We start from the raw sequence: 16,901 nt of genomic DNA on the forward strand, positions 1-16,901 counted from the left end.
TTTTAGGATATGGAGTTCGACTTGTTGGGCGAAATTAGCTTTAGTTGCATCGACAAACTTAATATAGCTGAAGAATCATTACCTATCACAAACCGCACAAAACTTTGCTAAACTTTTAACGGCACACATGAATGATTGAGTCAGGTTTAAAAAAGTAAATTAGGGACAGTCATAACTGTCCCTAATTATTAAATGGGAAGAACCCTACTCGATATTTTTATTGACTATAAAGTTAGCCCACCATCCACAAGAACAATTGAACCGATCATATAACTTTCCTTATCTGATGCTAAGTAAGCAACCATTTCAGCGAGTTCTTCTGGATCAGCATAACGATCCATTCTCATATTGGGAAGATTCTTCTGGAGCGTACCCATCTTTCGCAAACTGAGCTTCAACACTTGTTGTTAATGCTATTTTCACACCACTAGGACAGAGTACATTAATACGAATTCTTTTTTTCGTATATTCTAATGCAGCACCCTTGGTTAAGCCAACAACCGCATGTAGTAAAGATAAGTTTTTAACCAATTTGAATCCCCTCCTTTAAATATAATAATACATGGGAATTTAACATGTTTTTTTCGTTTTGGAGGTGACCTCTTTTTTTAGCTTGATAGCGATGTGGCGATACTCGTTTAGAACGATATCTTTGCCCTAAAAAAAATCGAACCATAAATTTTCCAGCAAGCTTATGATTCGATTTAAATTATTTACTTTTAGTAACTATTCAACCCCTCTATGAAAAAAAGCCAGAAAAGCATCTTTTTAAATGGACGAGAGGAACTGGCCATGCATAGAAGCGGTCTGGGCCTTTTCCTGCCACACGCAAAGCTTTAAAACAAAGAAAGGCAGCGAGGTATAGGTCCATTTTTATCTTTATGGCTGGAATTATACCCCTTACCAAACTTCTAAATGAAATGTATAGCTCAGTAGTTATCTTATTTTTTTAAAAAACATTCTGATTATTTCTTTTTCACTTCTTCTACAAATTCCCATGTCTCTCCGTTATCTTTTGATTGATAAAGTGCACTACTATCGCCATTGTAGTCTCCATCTGCCCCTTGTCCAACTAACATATTAAAAACCCCATCTTTCTCATATGGCATACTAGGTGAATCAAAAGGAGTTATTGTGGACTGTGTATGATCTAATTTCACTTCATGCGGCGGATATTCTACCTTTTTGAAAGATACTCCCCCATCATCTGTGCGATATAACTCTCCTTCATTACCAGAAGGCCTAATTGCTCCTAAAAACCCAAGTTTATCATTTATAAAAGTGATTCCTGATACACTACCAATCCCCCCATTAAATGGGTCTGGATTGATAACCTCCCATGTTTTCCCTTCATCACTAGTCTTGCTTAATGAATAAAAGGCGCTCCCTAATGCTTTATCTGTCATATTTAGTTTATAACCAACTTCTTTCGATAGGAAAAACTGTTCTTTTTCATTCTTTAAATCTTGTTGTTCCTTCTCTTTAAGCCTATCTTCTTTTGGAGGCGTCTTTGATTTACTCCAACTTGCGTCACTTATTAAATTATATCTAGCAGGGACTAGCTCTTTCTCTTTTCCAGGGACAAATATAGATACAGTATATCCAATGATATCAGAAGTTGCTTCTTTAACACTCTGCCTCTTACCATCCTCAGTAATATTAATAATTCCCTCTGTATTGGATCCCCAATTTCTTTTTCCATAATAAATCAACCCATACTTACTTTCATTCCATTTTTTGACCGTTTGCTTAACTGGGATCGCCTTAACCGTTTTAATTAAAGGTTCTACTAATTTATCATCATTATAATCAGGCTTTGCATATCCATCTCGTATTATAGTAATATCTTCTGATTTCTTCTTATTATAAGAGATTAAATAAGTTTCTTCTTTCCCATCAACATTTTTCCCATAAACAAATGTATCAAACGCTGTGATTGTTCCATCTGAATGAAATGTAAGATCAAAATCAGTTGCCATATACAATTTCTTTGGCAAAGGATATTTTTTATTTATATCTTCAAAAATACCTTCTACTCCAGATTTATATATATTATTATGTTTAAGTTTAACTGACCTTTCATGTTTTAACTTTTCTATAAACCATGCCAATTTGCCATTGTAATTTATTGCACTTTTATAAATCTGCATCCCATAAAATGATGTAATTGCAACAATAATGATAATAGAAATGGATCTCCATGCTATTGAATTAGTTAATTTTTTAGATTTATATTCTCTATTTTTTATCAATCGCATTGTAGTAAATGTAGTTATGGATATAAAAAGTACTATACATAATAACATAATGTAAATATTATAATTCATTCTTCCGTACTTACAGTATAAGACCAACTCATAACAAAAAATCCCGTATACAATTATTAGTATTGGATTTGTTACTAATGACAAAAGTATCCTTTTTGTATTTTCTCTAAATATAGAAACCACTCCTAATTACATGAATTACTGATATTAAGTATACTTTATGAATATTCACCATTTTTATCATCGAATTTATACACATTCAAATAATATTTTCCTTGTTTCGCTACGAATTTTCCCTTTATAGTATTTCCTTCATCTTTACCACAAGCTACGTAATTTTACATGTCTGATTCATGATAAAGTACCCATGTCGTCCCAATATTTTGTTCATTTTTCACAGAAATATCTACTTCTTTCGGAACTGTAACATCAAACGTATAAACATCTGTCTGATCAGGAGTAATCAGATTCCCTTTTACAAGCCTATGGGGAGTCCTTCTCCTCTTCGAGGGATCCACCTGTTTGCGGATCTTGTTTTACAGTAACTTTTGTTTGTTCTTTACTATCCTCCACTGTTAGTTCCACAGTATATGCTCCTTTTTCTCCATATACGTGGGTAAGATTCGCATCTGTACTTGTTGTACCATCACTATGAAATTTAATTTCTTCATAAAAAAAGATTTTCAATTTTTTTAGATACTCTTACTGTCGACGTTCAAAAGCTAAACGTACCGCAAGACCTGTCAAGACGCTTGCCATAAGCCAACGCTGCACTCGCAGCCACATTGGATGTGTGCCAAACCATTTCGCAATTTTACTTGCTGTACATACAATTAGAAGGTTAACTATAAAGCTAACAGTGATTTGCGTAAGCCCCAAAACTGCACCTTGAAAAAGCAACGATCCCTTCTCTGGATCTTCAAATTGAGGTAAAAGTGATACATACAAAATAGCAATCTTTGGATTCAGAAGATTAGTCATGAGTCCCATTAAAAATAATTTCCGTGGTGGTTCATTAGAAATCGTACGAGGTTCCATAATAGATATAGCACCCGGTTTAATCGAATTCCAAGCTAGCCAGAGTAAGTAAGCAGCACCTGCCCACTTTACTACTTCATATACAGCGGGAACAGCAAGGAATAGAACTGTAAGTCCAAACATAGTTGCGATTATATAGATTACAAATCCGAGCATGATGCCCAATAAAGAAATAAATCCCGCCATACGTCCCTGCGTAATGGAACGGGAAATGAGATAAATCATATTAGGCCCAGGTGAACAAACCATGCTAAGCGAAACAATTGCAAAAGCTATCAAGGTACTCAAGCTGACCATAAACCTTCCCCCTTTATGTTACATAAAATTTCCTATTGTACATTTTATCATGATTGAGGAGAGAAAAGATTAATATAAACCGATGCAGCTAAGTAATATTATCGGATCGAATGTAGTGTAATCACATATTTCTCATTCTCTTAAGTAAGGACTAAAAATAACCTATCCATAGAGCTACTAAAACCACTACGAATAAAGCAAAGCAACATGTAATATTTCGAATCCACTTTTGTATATCACCAAAATACCTTTCTATAAATATAGCGTTGATAGTAAGCATAAGAAATAAAACAATGTAAGTAAAAGCACCCAATTTATCGTTAAACTTCTCATTTGTAAATGTACTTACATGAAGGAATAGAAAAACAAACGTTACTATAAATAGCTCAAATAGCCTTTTTTTATTCACCCCACCACCACCTTACAGTAATCCCCTTTTATTCCATTTTATCAGAACATACTATGGAGCAGCATATGAATATTATATTCATGTTAAAAAGGCCAACAATCCAAGATTGTTAGCCTCTACTTCCCATATTCGTACCTTTTATCACTTTACTTCCTAACAACTGGAATCCACATTTCACCAAACACTAAGCCGTTTCTTTTCCCCATCTCAACCGTCGTATTTGGTCCACCAACATAAGCAAACTCATTTGCATCTGGTAAAGCTTGACCGAAGGCGATACCAGTCAACTTATTACTTAGCTCTTCAGCCGTTTTGTCCTCCCCTTTCACTACTAAGTATTCTCCCCTCGGAAACTGGATTACTCTAGATTCTTCTTCTATTTGTGCTTCTGTCATGACACCCGCATAATACATCATTTTGTTATTCACCGCTTCGCTCACGGAAAAAATGTATTCATTTGTCGCTAAAGCTTTTAAAGTGTCCAGCCTTCCATCTTCTTTAACAGCCGACCAAAAGTCTTCCTTTTCTTTATTTATTCCAGCAAAGTCTGTGTATTCACTCTTAATTTCAGTTCCAATACCTAACACAATAAAGCTATCTTTTTCTTCTATAGTATAATTTTTCATATGCAAAACCTGCCTCTTTTTTTATTAATCAAACGATTTATCTTTTCATCTGATACGTTTATAATATCTTTAAACCCTGTCAAAAAGTGACACTGTTTAGGAGACCAAAATGAAAAAAGTTGAACGGATTAATACAATTATGCGGTATATCAACAACCGCTCCCACTTTACAATTTCAGAAATCATACGAGAATTCAACATATCACGATCGACAGCTGTTAGAGACATTAGAGAAATTGAAGCTATGGGGATGCCACTTGTGGCAGAAGTCGGAAGAGCTGGTGGATATTGTGTTATGCATAACTCTATCTTACCCGTTGTTCGCTTTACTGATAACGAAGTGAAAGCTCTATTTATTGCCTTTATGGCTACAAGAAATCAACAACTTCCCTACCTAAAGAGTCGTCAATCTTTAGCCGAAAAACTACTAGGACTCATCTCAGAAACCCAGCAAGATGACCTTGTTCTTTTAAATCAACTCTTGCTTTTCCAAGGGACTAACCCACATAACCCTGATCTACTTGAGCTTTCTGACCTCCCCCATCCGATGTTAGAAAAACTCATTCAAATCCTTCTTTTGAATAACCATTTATTGATTACCATTAAAGAAGATGAAGAAATCAAGTCTTATCCAATTTATCTATTACACCTTTATCAAGAAAAAAGCCATTGGATTATTGAAGGATTTGACTTAAAAGAAGAAAAGAAGTTGATGTTTCCTGTCGATGATCTCATCAATATCGAACCATACACGACGAATAAAAGACTCAATAAGAAAAAGATTTTAGAAAAACTAGGTAAGAAGGCTGAAGCAATTAACCTTGTACTTGAACTTGGTCCGACAGCAATTGCACAGTTCAAAAAATACCATCCTTTAAAAATTTCAATATCTTATACTAATCCTTACCAATCTACAGCTATTTTAAAAACTTTTATCAATGTTAACAATTCCGACGAAGTGACGGAAATAATAAATTGGCTGCTTTTTCTAGGGAAGGACATTAAAATCCAAGAAATACCCGATGAAGTATTAGCAGATTTACAAAAACGAGTGTGCTTATACATTCCATAAGCAGTGAGCCTCAAATATTAAGCTTTATCACTGGATAATTATCCTATTTTTAAATACCATTTCATTTACTACAATGAGAGCATGATAAATAATAAAAGCACGAAAAATCTCCCGTGCTTTTCTAAATATATATTATTCCTGAAGGTTTCGTTTATCACGTTTCTTACCCTAACTGACGTTTAAATGCTTTACTGGCGAAAAAGTAAGAGATGACCATTATACCTCCGCACCAAGCGAGCGCAATCCAAATATCGTTTCCAACAGTTCCTTCATATAAAAGAGCACGAATCGCATTCACGATTGAAGTTACAGGCTGATTCTCTGCAAACACACGAACAATTTTTGGCATCGTTTCGGTAGGCACAAAGGCCGAACTAATAAATGGAAGAAAAACTAGCGGGTACGAGTAAGCAGTCGCCCCTTCCATAGACCTCGCTTTCAATCCTGGAATGATAGCTAGCCATGTTAGCGCCAGCGTAAACATCCCAAGTATCCCAGCTACCGCGAGCCAATCTAGAATATTAGCACTGGAACGGAAACCCATTAAGAGTGCAACAAGAATAACCACCACGATAGTAAGTACATTAGCAACCAGAGAGGTTAGAACGTGAGCCCACAATATCGATGAGCGCTTAATAGGCATCGTAATGAAACGTGCCATCAGCCCACTCTTTACATCCGTAAATAGTCGAACGGAAGTGTAAGCTACACCGGATGCGATAGCCATTAGCAAAATTCCCGGCAATAAATAATTAACGTAGTTTTCCGTTCCAGTTTTTATTGCGCCGCCAAACACGTAGACAAATAATAGCATCATCATAATCGGTGTAATCGCCACTGTAATAATTGTATCCGGACTGCGCATAATGTTACGCATTAAACGACCTAGTAATACACCTGTTTTACTTTTCATTTACATCTCCTCCTTTTTTCCAATGATCGCAAGGAATATTTCTTCCAATGTCGGTTGCTTCTCGATATACTCCACTTTTGCTGGCGGGAACATCTCTTTTAGTTCAGCAAGAGTACCTGTCGTAATAATTTTTCCGCCATCCAAAATAGCGATACGGTCTGCCAGTTGTTCTGCTTCCTCCAAATACTGAGTCGTAAGCAAAATAGTTGTACCGCTACCAGCAAGTTCCTTGACTGTATCCCACACTTCGATTCGCGCTTCAGGATCAAGTCCAGTCGTTGGTTCGTCAAGAAAAATAACTGCTGGCGCCCCAATCAAACTCATCGCGATATCAAGCCGGCGCTTCATCCCGCCTGAATACTGATCTGCCCTTTGGTTTGCCGCATCAGTCAGGCTAAATCTTGCAAGTAGATTGTCAGCAACTTGAGCGGGATTGGAAACACCACGTAATTTGGCGATCATTATCAAGTTTTCCCTCCCAGTCAGCATACCGTCTAAAGCTGCGAACTGCCCTGTCAAACTGATACTTTGACGAACATGATCTGGTTGACTCTGTACATCAAATCCACAAATACTTACTTCACCGCTATCTTGCTTCATGAGTGTCGAAAGGATGTTGACCGTTGTCGTCTTTCCCGCTCCATTTGAGCCTAGCAGCGCGAAAATTTCTCCACGCTGCACCTCAAAATCTACCCCTTTTAAAACTTCCTTATCTTTAAAGGATTTTTTCAAGCCTTTTACAGAAATCGCTGCATGACTCATACTTTTTTCCTCCCTATAAAAATGTTTTGCGAAGACTATTTATTTACCTCTATCTATTTAGTATCACTGATATTCTGTATTACTTAGTACCGAGTTAAAAATATAACTGAATAGCTATGATGGCAATTCATATGTGTAACCAGCTAATCAGTCGGTACTACTTATTCCATTTATTTTTTTCTCAATTTCTTCATAATACTTTCATTCAAATCTTCACGATACTTGGAGACGTAAGTTTTAGCATTTGCCACTAGTTCGTCAGCAAAGGAAGCCACGTCATCCCCAGTAATGTCAAGCACTTGTCTTCCTTCCGCTGCACCCGCTTCGAACAAATCGATTAATTCATACTGTATGTGTAACATATCCATCCCGTTACCCGCTGAAAAATTCCACATGTAGTTTTGAATTTTCTTAAATACAAATTGGTAGTCCTCTGGCAGAGCCTCAACTCGTGCCATCATCATTTTGTACTCTTTTTTATCACCAATTAACTTTTTGAACATTTCTAACATCTTATTTTCCTCCTTTTTTATAAAACCGAACAAGAAATTCCCAAAGTATCGGCCGGAACATTTTATCTTATGAACCTATTTTGACTTCAAGACGTTAATTTTTGACGATACAAAATCCCATTTTTCCCAAAACAATTCAAGCTCCTGGCGGCCTTCTTCATTTAATGAATAAAACTTACGAGGCGGTCCCATATCTGATGGTTTCTTTTCAATATTCACAAGCTTTTTCTTCTCTAATCGTACGAGGATGGTATACACCGTACCTTCCACAACTTCGGTAAACCCAAGATCATTCAGGTGGCGGGTAATCTCATAGCCATACGTTTCACGGCGACTAATGATTTCCAGTACACACCCTTCCAGTGAACCTTTCAGCATTTCAGTTAAATTTTCCATGTCCTGATCCTCCTTTACCCCCTATTCTGTCTGACTTATATTCAGTATCACAGAGTACTAAGGCGAATTTTTTACTTAACAGTTTTTGTGAATCCGAACTATTCAGTATCACTTATTACATCTACATTGTATGACTAAGTAGTTATGGATGTCAACTTTATTTTCAAAAAAATTAAAAATCCGCTTTACCCTAATCGGATACAGCCTACTTTTTTGTTGTAAGGACCATCACACTAGCAAAACAGAACTGATTCAAAGTGTAATTTAAATCAGCTCTGTTTTATTGTTTTTATACCGATATATCTTGTTTTTTCACGATACAAATTGTTTCTCACTACCATTCCCATTGCATATAAAGCATAAAGGCAAGTGCGGTCAGAGAAAATTTCCAGAGATTATCCGTACATGATACGAGCCCCTAAAATACAATTCTGTTAGAAATCTGTTCTCTATATTCTCTTTTATTTTATTTCTGATAGTTGATTAGCAACACTATCTAAAAATTTTTCTACCTTTTCTTTTGATGTATCCGGCGCATGATAACCGATCGTAAATGTAAGCCTTCCATTATAAGAGCTTGCTCCCATTGAAAAGAATGGTGCATACATAATAGGTGATGCCATATACCCGTCCTCAGCTTGAATTTGACCAAACTGAATAGGTTCCTCAGCAATCACTCCCAAATTTGTCAGTAATGGCAACGCCATCCCCATCTGTACAGCCTGTTCATATTGCTGATTATACATTTCCTTCACTGTAGATAGCTTCATTTCTGCCAGTAACTCCATTCCTGCTGCTGAAGAAAGACCTGGATTTTGAGACTTTATTTTATCCATTGATTGTTTAACTCGAACAAGAGTCTGCTTAAATGTTTCATCGTCTTCCATTTTAATCACTGGCATTTCCATACCGGATAAGTTGCAAATAGCACCAGTTGTATTATTAGGCAGATATCGACGTAAATCAATTGTCAAACCAATCATTTTTTCTGCAGTGCGAGGTTCTGCATACACAGTGAAATGTGATAAAACTCGGAAGTAAGCAGTCATGATTACATCATTCAAGGTAACCTGTTGTGCTTTTGTCCATTGGGTTAAACGTAGAGTTTGCTTATGGCTCAATCGCCGTACGGACATTTGGGGAAATTTATTTTTGTTAGGTTGAGATGGAAAAGACCATAACGATGCCTGTTGTTCTTGGTTAGGACGATACGCACTTTTTATGTCCGATATTCCAGCGTATTTGAATACATGTGATTGATCTCGACAACTCTCATTTCCCTCATCAAATTCCTTTATAATTTGCTTCTTAGACCGTCCCAATGAAAGGTGAGTATATATTGTTCCAAGCAATTTTATATATTCCTTGACTCCTGCACCATCTGAACATAGATGAGACAATTTCACAACTAACATATCTATTGTAGTGCCCCGTAATAATTTCGTTTGAACCATAGGCCCCTGAATACGATCACCAGGTTCCTTAATAAAATCTATTGCCATTATTTCAAGTTCTTGATTATTTCCTTCTGCAAAAAAGCAAATAGATGAGTTAGTGTCAGATGAATGTTCCTCCCAGTAAGGAATATCATTTTCTACAAACCGGCTGTTCAAAACTGGTTGCAATTGCAACGTTATCCTTACTGATTCTTCAAGTATTTCCTTAGATATACCTACAGGAAAATAAAGAACTGCATTAATTTGTTGATCTGCAGAATAAAGACCTAATACATAATTCATTCGATCTTGTGGTGTTACTGAATACTTTCTTTTCTCCATAATTCCGTCCCCCTTTAGGACTTTTTGTATAACCCTATTTTCCATATGCTTGTAATTTTTCTAGTCATTTTTCTTCAAGAGCTAATAACGCTTATTTTTCGAATTTTTAACAAAATCATCTTCTCCGTATTGGTTTCATTCTTTTTACAGGTGATATATTCATTATTTTATTGTTATTAACACTGCCTAACCTCACAATAAAACCAAACAAAAATAAATTAAGTTTACATATACATAAACATTTTATTATAACGTCTACAAATTATCAATATAGCAAATAAATCATTTTTATGTCTGTCAATAAAAAACAATATATTCAAGGGCCACTTCATAATAAAAGATTGATGTGCATGTAAATGTACCCATATCACTTTCAAAATAAGAATGAGAATTTTTTCAACAAAAATAAGATGCAGTTATTGATTTTACAGTAAAAAAAGCCCCTCCATTTTGAAAATGCGCAATCAAAATGAGTAGGGCTATTTCCAATTTAAATTTTATAAAAGAATGATTATCATAAATAATATTTTACTTTTTAGTCTACCTTATTATTTTCAATCCATTTTCCTAATAAATGAATGGATTTTATTCCTATAATTTGAGGTGGTATCGTTGGTTTTTAAAAATAGAAAGCTTATTTTCAAATCAAATGAAAAAGAGGTAAAATTATAGATATTCATGTAGAAATTTCGTTTTGGGGATACTTAAAATCTTAAGGTGATGGGCATGTGGTGTTACACTTTAAAAGCTCTATAAAATTTATAGATATAGCGATTTTCTTTATTAATAATCATTTGTATGTGCGTTTACTCACACACATACAAATGATTTATAAAACCACAATTAAGTGAAAACATCTTTTCCGTTACGATAACATCATAGCCATGTCTTCTGCTGCATTTGTAACTAGTTTTAAACCAAATGTTTCTTGTAATACATCAAGCACGCCAGGTGAAATAAATTCAGGAGCCTTTGGACCAATGCGAATATCTTGAATCCCAAGACTAAATAGCCCGAGTAAAATGGCAACCGCTTTTTGTTCAAACCATGATAGTACAATACTTACTGGCAATTCATTCACTTCACATTGAAAAGCATCAGCTAAAGCAGCCGCTATTTTCACTGTAGAAATTGAATTATTGCACTGTCCTAAATCAATGTAACGCGGAATTTCCGTACCAGGTACAACACCGTAATCCACATCATTAAAGCGGAATTTCCCGCAAGAAGTTGTTAAAATAACCGTTTCTGGCGGAAGTGACGTTGCTAATTCACGATAATATTCTCCGCCTTTTCCCGGTGCATCACAACCGGCGATAACAAAGAAACGCTTTATCTTCCCCTCTTTTACTGCATCAATAATTTCTGGAGCTAATGATAATACTGTATTATGATGAAACCCTGTCACTAACTGTTCATCCGACTCCATATGTACTTCTGGAAGTTCTAGCGCTTTTTGAATCAATGGTGTAAAATCATCATTTTCAATTTTTTGTACACCTTCTAAACCTGCAATTTCATATGAAAAGAATCGATCAGAGTACGAGCCTTTAATTGGCATAACACAGTTCGTTGTAGCTAATATGGCACCAGTAAATTTTTCAAAAAGGCGTCTTTGATCATACCATGCCTTACCGATGTTTCCTTTTAAATGTTTATATTTTTTCAGCTGCGGGTATCCGTGTGCTGGTAGCATTTCAGAATGCGTATAAATATTAATGTCTTTTCCTTCTGTTTGCTTTAATAGTTCTTCTAATGCAAATAAATTATGGCCCGTAACTACAATTGCTTTACCTTCTACACGATTTTGTGTAATTTGTACAGGCTCTGGCACACCAAAATGATTCGTATGTGCCTCATCCAATAACTCCATCACCCGTAAAGCTGATTTCCCAACTTTCATAGCCATATCAATATGCTCTTGTTCGTTAAAGTTAGAATTTGTTAATGTCATATATAAAGCTTCTTGTGTTGTAGCATCTACAAATGCATCCGTATACCCTAGCTGAGCAGCATGTGTGCGATAAGCTGCAATTCCTTTTAGCCCAAACACAATCGTATCTTGTAAACTCGCAATCGTTTCATTCTTGCCACAAACACCCATTACTTTACATCCGCCTGTTGGCGTTTGTTCACATTGATAACAAAACATATCATCCCACCCTCTCCCAATCATTCATTACACCTTAAGCATAATACCCATTGAAAAAAAGTGATGTGATATCAATCACAATAATATATAAAGATTTGTGACAGTTCATATTGTTGACATAATACTTTTATTGACATCCAAAAAATATACATTAGTGTGCACACATCTTTCGATACTTTTAAATAGCTAAATAATTAATTTGGAGAAATATATACAACGAAAAAATTTTTTTGAATCCCTTATACAAATAATTGCAATTCATCTCATATGAAAATAGCGTATTTTTTATTTTAAGGAACTATCATTTTTTTATTAAAGCCTTCATTGTAAACCTCTTTATTTACAATACATTTACATTATCTTAACATTACTTACATTATTTATATGATATATTTATATAGAAGCTACTTAAGAAATTTCATATACATTTTATCTTTATGATCTCTTATCCAATCAATAAAAAGATCATGTTATATTTTTATAACAGGGGTGAATTACGATGACTGAAACTTTAAAAACACTTATAATGCTTGATGCTACTTACGTTGTTATTGCAATTATGACAGTACTAGTATTTGTATACTTGGAATTAAAATCTCAGTAATATATGCTGACGTAATCGACAGATTCAGCATTTAAATATAGTTAGAAGAAAGAGAGGAGAAAATTATTTCTCCTCTCTTTTGTATTTCTACAATTTCTTATTTTAATAAATCCAATGTATGTAAAAGTAATCCCTTGCCTCCTACTTCTCCATGACCAGGTACTACCGAATTTATATTTCCATATCGCTTCAGCACATTCTCAATCGATGTAGACCATTCATTTACATACGCATCCGCAACATTTCCTAAATCTTTAGCTTCCGCAGATTTTACTAAACAGCCTCCAGCTAAAATTTGATATTGTGGCAACCAAACAACAATATTATCTTCTGTATGTCCTTTCCCTGGATAGAACGTTTCTACTTTTGTATTGCCAAACTTCAAATTCGTAACTGTTTGTAAATCTCCAAGTGGCTCTTCATATCCACTTTTCTTTGCTAGTTCTGCGGTTAATGCTGTACTATGCGCTTTAATTCCTCTTTCTTTCAACGTTTTTATTCCGCCAATTCGATCGGCGTGCGCATGTGTAATAATGACATCCGTTACGCGCTTCTGAAATTTCTTTTCTACCATTTCTATTAATTCCTTCGTTAATTTGTCATCCCAAGAAGAATCAACAAGCACTAGTCCTTTAGCAGTATTAAGAACTAGACCGTTCGAAGGAACTGCTTCTCCATTAAAATAACCTAACTCCGTATGAACCCATACATTCTTGTTTAACTGAGATATTGAAATGGTTCCCGTCTCATTTTTTATTACTGTTTTCTCTACCTTTTGTGATGCTTGTACAGAAGAAATTGTGCTAACAAATTGAATTGTTCCTAGTAAACCTACACATACTCCTACTTTTAACAACGTATTCTTTTTCATGTCATCAACCCTTTCTTTCAAGCTAAATAGTTATTACCTATATTAGACAATTTATCTCAAATGTTTGTTCCATATAATTGGACACTTTATAATCGCGGCTTATGTAAATACACGCATGGTGCAGTGAAAAAGATCACCCAAATGGATGATCTTTTTTATAATTTATCAACATATTGCTTCGCTTCTAGTAAGGAAAAACCAAAAGCTTCTCTTACTCTCTTAACTGCTGTAACTTTTTTTCCTTCTTCTACAAGCTGGCGTAGTTCTTTATTAATTTCAGGTTCTCTTTCTACAATTCCCATTTCTTTCGTAATTAATTGTAATCTATCTTCAATTCTCTTTAAACGCGCATCATTTTTCTTTTCAATTGTAGCTAATTTTTCAGCGATATAAATGAAACCAAAGGCTAATATCAGTATAACCATCCAGAATTCCATAAATGTTCCCCTTTACTAACTTTCATTTGTTTTATTTCACTAACTTATGTAAATTTTACCACATGAAACATTTACTGTATAATGCCACTATATCAAACTGTTAATAAAACCTATTATTTTAGGGGGACACTTTATGAAAAGATTTTTAAATACGTTACTTCAATTTGTAGTTCTTTCAATCTTGCTACATTTATTATTTGATATAGTTGGTTGGCTTGTTTTCAATGCACCAATTAAAAACAAACAAATCATTATTTCTTTAATAACAATCTCATGGGTTATGTACATGTACCGAGACAAATTTTTTCAAAAGTTCACTTCAAACTAACAAAAAAAGAAAACACTTCATTGGTGAATGAAGAAGTGTTTTCTTTTTTTTACTACTGTATAATAAAAATAATATTCTGTCTTTAAAGAAAGGAGTCACCATGAACTTAAAAAGTAGCAATATATACGAGAAAATGAATCAATATTCCGTTGCAAGTTTAAGCCTCGCTGTTATACGTAATGGCAAACTAGATGAAGCGACTGCCTTTGGAACACTTGAAGATATTACAGGAAGATTATTTAGTCAGTTATTAGAAGAACACATCTTCCAGCCACTACAAATGAAAAACAGTACACTTTTCTCTCCACAAGACATAGATAAAACCGACGTTTTTGCTTGCGGACATAATAAAGATAGAACTGTAACAAATGAGAAGTATCCATTTTATCCATTTGCAGCTGCTTCAGGTATTTGGACAACACCAACTGACTTATCAGCTTTAGTTATTGAAATCATTCATTCCTTACAAGGAAAGGGCAAACTAAAACTTTCTCAAAAATTAGTAATAGACATGATTTCTTCTCAAGGTTGCTCAAAATGGACTGGATTAGGTGTTTTTCTAGATGATTCAAATGAAGACTTACAAATATATTCACTTGGATGGGGCGTTGGATTTCAATGTATGATGGTTTGTTATCCATACTGCGGGAATGGTGCTGTTATTATGACTAATTCCGATTTAGGTGTTCATCAAATGGAAGGGATCATTGGTGAGGTTGTAAAAACGTTATCCTTATAATGAAAATAAAGAAGCTGTTCCTTCCAGCTTCTTTATTTATATAACATTTTTCGCAACAATTTTTATATGTTCTGGTGCGATAATCTCCGTTATACTTTCTTGGAAATCTTCCCGCAACATTTCTTCCAAATGTTCTAACTGCACTTCAACATGTGTGCATTCTAAATTATGTATATTTAATAGTGCATAATGATCTTTTTTCTTAATTACTAAATATTGATTTTCCTCTGTTACAAGCACAGAACCTAATCGTACTCCTAGTAAGCGTTGATCATCAAACTTCATAATTACTTCTCCTTCCCTCATATAAACAAAACTACAATGAAAATAATTACATTTATGGAAAAACACGATTATTTAGACTATATCATAATTTACTAAAATAGAAATATCTTTTTCTGTTTTAATAAAAATCCCTATTTTTTCATATATTTCGATACAAAAAACTTTCTCAACATGAAATTTGAATTTTCAGTTTTTAATTCTATGAAAATCTATTATAATAAAGTTAATAAATGTTTGACCTCTCCTAATTCATGTACATATGGATGATCAGTAGTTATCGCTACTGATCTATTTTTTTGATTTCAGAAAGTACATACGCTGCATCCTTTCCTACACCACAAATAAGTGCGGAACCCCTTTGAGATTGCCACGGTAATCCGATATAATACAATCCTTTTACTGGACTGATTCCCTTTATATGATTAGGAAATCCTTTCTCATTCACTGCCTGTTTAATTTCAATCCAATTATAATTTTGAACAAAACCAGTTGACCATATAATGCTTTCTGCACTATAAGTATCACCATTCTGAAACATAATGTTATTTCCTGATGCACTTACTACTTTTTCTTGCAGTTTGATTGCTCCATTACGAATAAGTTTCTTACCTTCAAAACCGAAAATGGGGTCCTTTCTCTTCTGAAACCATCTTCCCCTCTTTGTATTTATTTCAGCGTACAATAAACCCACTTTTTCTAGCAGATTAAAAATACTTTTTCCCAAAAGTTGTAACGGTAAAAACGTTAAAGGATGACTAATAGACAACATAACTTCATGCGTTTTTGCAAGTTCTACTGCTATTTGCATTCCTGAATTTCCGCCACCTACTACAAGTACCTTTCCCTGTGGAATTTGCGATGATGATCTATATTGTGATGAATGTATTTGAAAAATATGTGATGATAGATTTGCTGAAACTGAGGGAATAAATGGTTGCTGAAAACCACCTGATGCGATAATAACTTTTTTCGTTTGTAAAATTTCTGTAGGAGTATATAATTCAAATATTTCTTTTTCTTTCTTTATTTTTAGAACTTCCGTTTGTAATTGTACCGGTAATTGAAAATGTCTTGCATATTTTTCTAAATAAGTTGCAATTTCATCTTTATATGGAAATTCATTTTTTTCACCTATTAACGCCATACCCGGCAAGCTACTGTAAGACCTTGGGGTAAAAAGCTGCAAAGAATCATATCGATTTCTCCATGAATCACCAACTCGTTTTCCTGCCTCAAGTAATAAAAAATTATACCCTTCTTGCTTCAAGTAATATCCCATTGTTAATCCAGCTTGACCCGCCCCAATAATAATTAGATCTTTCATTCTAATCCCTCCTCTTCTTAAACGTATGAATACTTGTTCATATATTCATACGTTTCCATAATCATAACATTTTCTTTTTATATGATTCAAT

17 protein-coding genes and 2 pseudogenes are annotated in these 16,901 nt (G+C 34.4%); 3 read left to right on the forward strand and 16 right to left on the reverse strand.

What is annotated here, in order from left to right; all coding sequences use genetic code 11:
* Window positions 1-224: 224 nt before the first annotated feature.
* From V6946_RS17550 to V6946_RS17575, 6 genes and pseudogenes are all read right to left on the reverse strand, one after another.
* A pseudogene (locus tag V6946_RS17550) lies at window positions 225-507 on the reverse strand (SDR family oxidoreductase); the annotation flags it as partial.
* 458 nt (window positions 508-965) lie between these two features.
* On the reverse strand, window positions 966-2,450 hold the full coding sequence (locus V6946_RS17555) for a glycosyl hydrolase (protein WP_366982370.1): 1,485 nt from the start codon (window positions 2,448-2,450) through the stop codon (window positions 966-968).
* Between the two features lie 35 nt (window positions 2,451-2,485).
* Window positions 2,486-2,936 (reverse strand): annotated as a pseudogene (locus tag V6946_RS17560) (pre-peptidase C-terminal domain-containing protein); the annotation flags it as partial.
* A 33-nt stretch (window positions 2,937-2,969) separates the two neighbouring features.
* Window positions 2,970-3,602: a LysE family translocator gene (locus V6946_RS17565; RefSeq protein ID WP_000254106.1), complete on the reverse strand. Its 633-nt coding sequence runs from the start codon at window positions 3,600-3,602 to the stop codon at window positions 2,970-2,972.
* A 151-nt stretch (window positions 3,603-3,753) separates the two neighbouring features.
* Window positions 3,754-4,011, reverse strand: coding sequence for a DUF3963 domain-containing protein (locus V6946_RS17570; RefSeq protein WP_001036206.1), 258 nt, complete (start codon window positions 4,009-4,011; stop codon window positions 3,754-3,756).
* A 146-nt stretch (window positions 4,012-4,157) separates the two neighbouring features.
* Complete coding sequence (locus V6946_RS17575; RefSeq protein ID WP_000801038.1) at window positions 4,158-4,637, reverse strand: GyrI-like domain-containing protein; 480 nt, start codon at window positions 4,635-4,637, stop codon at window positions 4,158-4,160.
* A 109-nt stretch (window positions 4,638-4,746) separates the two neighbouring features.
* Between V6946_RS17575 and V6946_RS17580 the strand changes: the two genes are divergently transcribed.
* A complete protein-coding gene (locus tag V6946_RS17580; protein WP_366982007.1) occupies window positions 4,747-5,709 on the forward strand; it encodes an HTH domain-containing protein in 963 nt (320 codons plus the stop codon).
* 163 nt (window positions 5,710-5,872) lie between these two features.
* On the opposite strand, the gene V6946_RS17585 is transcribed toward V6946_RS17580, so the two are convergent.
* The 8 genes from V6946_RS17585 to V6946_RS17620 form a co-directional block, all read right to left on the reverse strand.
* Window positions 5,873-6,622, reverse strand: a complete 750-nt coding sequence (locus tag V6946_RS17585) for an ABC transporter permease (RefSeq protein ID WP_006929445.1) — start codon at window positions 6,620-6,622, stop codon at window positions 5,873-5,875.
* Window positions 6,623-7,384, reverse strand: coding sequence for an ATP-binding cassette domain-containing protein (locus tag V6946_RS17590; protein ID WP_366982006.1), 762 nt, complete (start codon window positions 7,382-7,384; stop codon window positions 6,623-6,625).
* A gap of 170 nt (window positions 7,385-7,554) precedes the next feature.
* On the reverse strand, window positions 7,555-7,896 hold the full coding sequence (locus V6946_RS17595; RefSeq protein WP_000891986.1) for a DUF1048 domain-containing protein: 342 nt from the start codon (window positions 7,894-7,896) through the stop codon (window positions 7,555-7,557).
* Between the two features lie 75 nt (window positions 7,897-7,971).
* Window positions 7,972-8,292 (reverse strand): PadR family transcriptional regulator, encoded by a 321-nt coding sequence (locus V6946_RS17600; RefSeq protein ID WP_000429487.1) that lies wholly within the window; start codon window positions 8,290-8,292, stop codon window positions 7,972-7,974.
* A gap of 461 nt (window positions 8,293-8,753) precedes the next feature.
* Window positions 8,754-10,070, reverse strand: coding sequence for a condensation domain-containing protein (locus tag V6946_RS17605; protein ID WP_000415478.1), 1,317 nt, complete (start codon window positions 10,068-10,070; stop codon window positions 8,754-8,756).
* Between the two features lie 865 nt (window positions 10,071-10,935).
* Window positions 10,936-12,222, reverse strand: coding sequence for a hydroxylamine reductase (gene hcp / locus V6946_RS17610; protein ID WP_002183800.1), 1,287 nt, complete (start codon window positions 12,220-12,222; stop codon window positions 10,936-10,938).
* Between the two features lie 701 nt (window positions 12,223-12,923).
* Complete coding sequence (gene bla2, locus V6946_RS17615; protein ID WP_006929470.1) at window positions 12,924-13,697, reverse strand: BcII family subclass B1 metallo-beta-lactamase; 774 nt, start codon at window positions 13,695-13,697, stop codon at window positions 12,924-12,926.
* Window positions 13,698-13,852: 155 nt separating this feature from the next.
* Window positions 13,853-14,134 carry a hypothetical protein gene (locus V6946_RS17620; RefSeq protein WP_006929472.1) on the reverse strand — a complete coding sequence of 94 codons (282 nt, stop codon included), beginning with the start codon at window positions 14,132-14,134 and terminating at the stop codon, window positions 13,853-13,855.
* A 133-nt stretch (window positions 14,135-14,267) separates the two neighbouring features.
* Here V6946_RS17620 and V6946_RS17625 point away from each other — a divergent pair, with 133 nt between their 5' ends.
* Window positions 14,268-14,462 (forward strand): hypothetical protein, encoded by a 195-nt coding sequence (locus V6946_RS17625; protein WP_006929474.1) that lies wholly within the window; start codon window positions 14,268-14,270, stop codon window positions 14,460-14,462.
* Between the two features lie 100 nt (window positions 14,463-14,562).
* On the forward strand, window positions 14,563-15,201 hold the full coding sequence (locus tag V6946_RS17630; RefSeq protein WP_366982004.1) for a serine hydrolase domain-containing protein: 639 nt from the start codon (window positions 14,563-14,565) through the stop codon (window positions 15,199-15,201).
* Between the two features lie 36 nt (window positions 15,202-15,237).
* Here the strand turns inward: V6946_RS17630 and V6946_RS17635 are convergent, their stop codons facing one another.
* Window positions 15,238-15,486, reverse strand: coding sequence for a hypothetical protein (locus tag V6946_RS17635; RefSeq protein ID WP_000666948.1), 249 nt, complete (start codon window positions 15,484-15,486; stop codon window positions 15,238-15,240).
* A 280-nt stretch (window positions 15,487-15,766) separates the two neighbouring features.
* Window positions 15,767-16,810: an NAD(P)/FAD-dependent oxidoreductase gene (locus V6946_RS17640; RefSeq protein ID WP_006929478.1), complete on the reverse strand. Its 1,044-nt coding sequence runs from the start codon at window positions 16,808-16,810 to the stop codon at window positions 15,767-15,769.
* Between the last annotated feature and the right edge of the window lie 91 nt (window positions 16,811-16,901).

Origin of the sequence: Bacillus sp. PPSBB_2, from assembly GCF_045291115.1 — a bacterium.
GTDB lineage: Bacteria > Bacillota > Bacilli > Bacillales > Bacillaceae_G > Bacillus_A > Bacillus_A cereus.

Bases quoted from the DNA above. Each gene is read 5' to 3' on its own strand.
- V6946_RS17565 (WP_000254106.1), bottom strand. From the start codon at position 3,602: ATGGTCAGCTTGAGTACCTTGATAGCTTTTGCAATTGTTTCGCTTAGC.
- V6946_RS17575 (WP_000801038.1), bottom strand. From the start codon at position 4,637: ATGAAAAATTATACTATAGAAGAAAAAGATAGCTTTATTGTGTTAGGT.
- V6946_RS17580 (WP_366982007.1), top strand. From the start codon at position 4,747: ATGAAAAAAGTTGAACGGATTAATACAATTATGCGGTATATCAACAAC.
- V6946_RS17585 (WP_006929445.1), bottom strand. From the start codon at position 6,622: ATGAAAAGTAAAACAGGTGTATTACTAGGTCGTTTAATGCGTAACATT.
- V6946_RS17590 (WP_366982006.1), bottom strand. From the start codon at position 7,384: ATGAGTCATGCAGCGATTTCTGTAAAAGGCTTGAAAAAATCCTTTAAA.
- V6946_RS17595 (WP_000891986.1), bottom strand. From the start codon at position 7,896: ATGTTAGAAATGTTCAAAAAGTTAATTGGTGATAAAAAAGAGTACAAA.
- V6946_RS17600 (WP_000429487.1), bottom strand. From the start codon at position 8,292: ATGGAAAATTTAACTGAAATGCTGAAAGGTTCACTGGAAGGGTGTGTA.
- V6946_RS17605 (WP_000415478.1), bottom strand. From the start codon at position 10,070: ATGGAGAAAAGAAAGTATTCAGTAACACCACAAGATCGAATGAATTAT.
- hcp (WP_002183800.1), bottom strand. From the start codon at position 12,222: ATGTTTTGTTATCAATGTGAACAAACGCCAACAGGCGGATGTAAAGTA.
- bla2 (WP_006929470.1), bottom strand. From the start codon at position 13,697: ATGAAAAAGAATACGTTGTTAAAAGTAGGAGTATGTGTAGGTTTACTA.
- V6946_RS17620 (WP_006929472.1), bottom strand. From the start codon at position 14,134: ATGGAATTCTGGATGGTTATACTGATATTAGCCTTTGGTTTCATTTAT.
- V6946_RS17625 (WP_006929474.1), top strand. From the start codon at position 14,268: ATGAAAAGATTTTTAAATACGTTACTTCAATTTGTAGTTCTTTCAATC.
- V6946_RS17630 (WP_366982004.1), top strand. From the start codon at position 14,563: ATGAACTTAAAAAGTAGCAATATATACGAGAAAATGAATCAATATTCC.
- V6946_RS17635 (WP_000666948.1), bottom strand. From the start codon at position 15,486: ATGAAGTTTGATGATCAACGCTTACTAGGAGTACGATTAGGTTCTGTG.
- V6946_RS17640 (WP_006929478.1), bottom strand. From the start codon at position 16,810: ATGAAAGATCTAATTATTATTGGGGCGGGTCAAGCTGGATTAACAATG.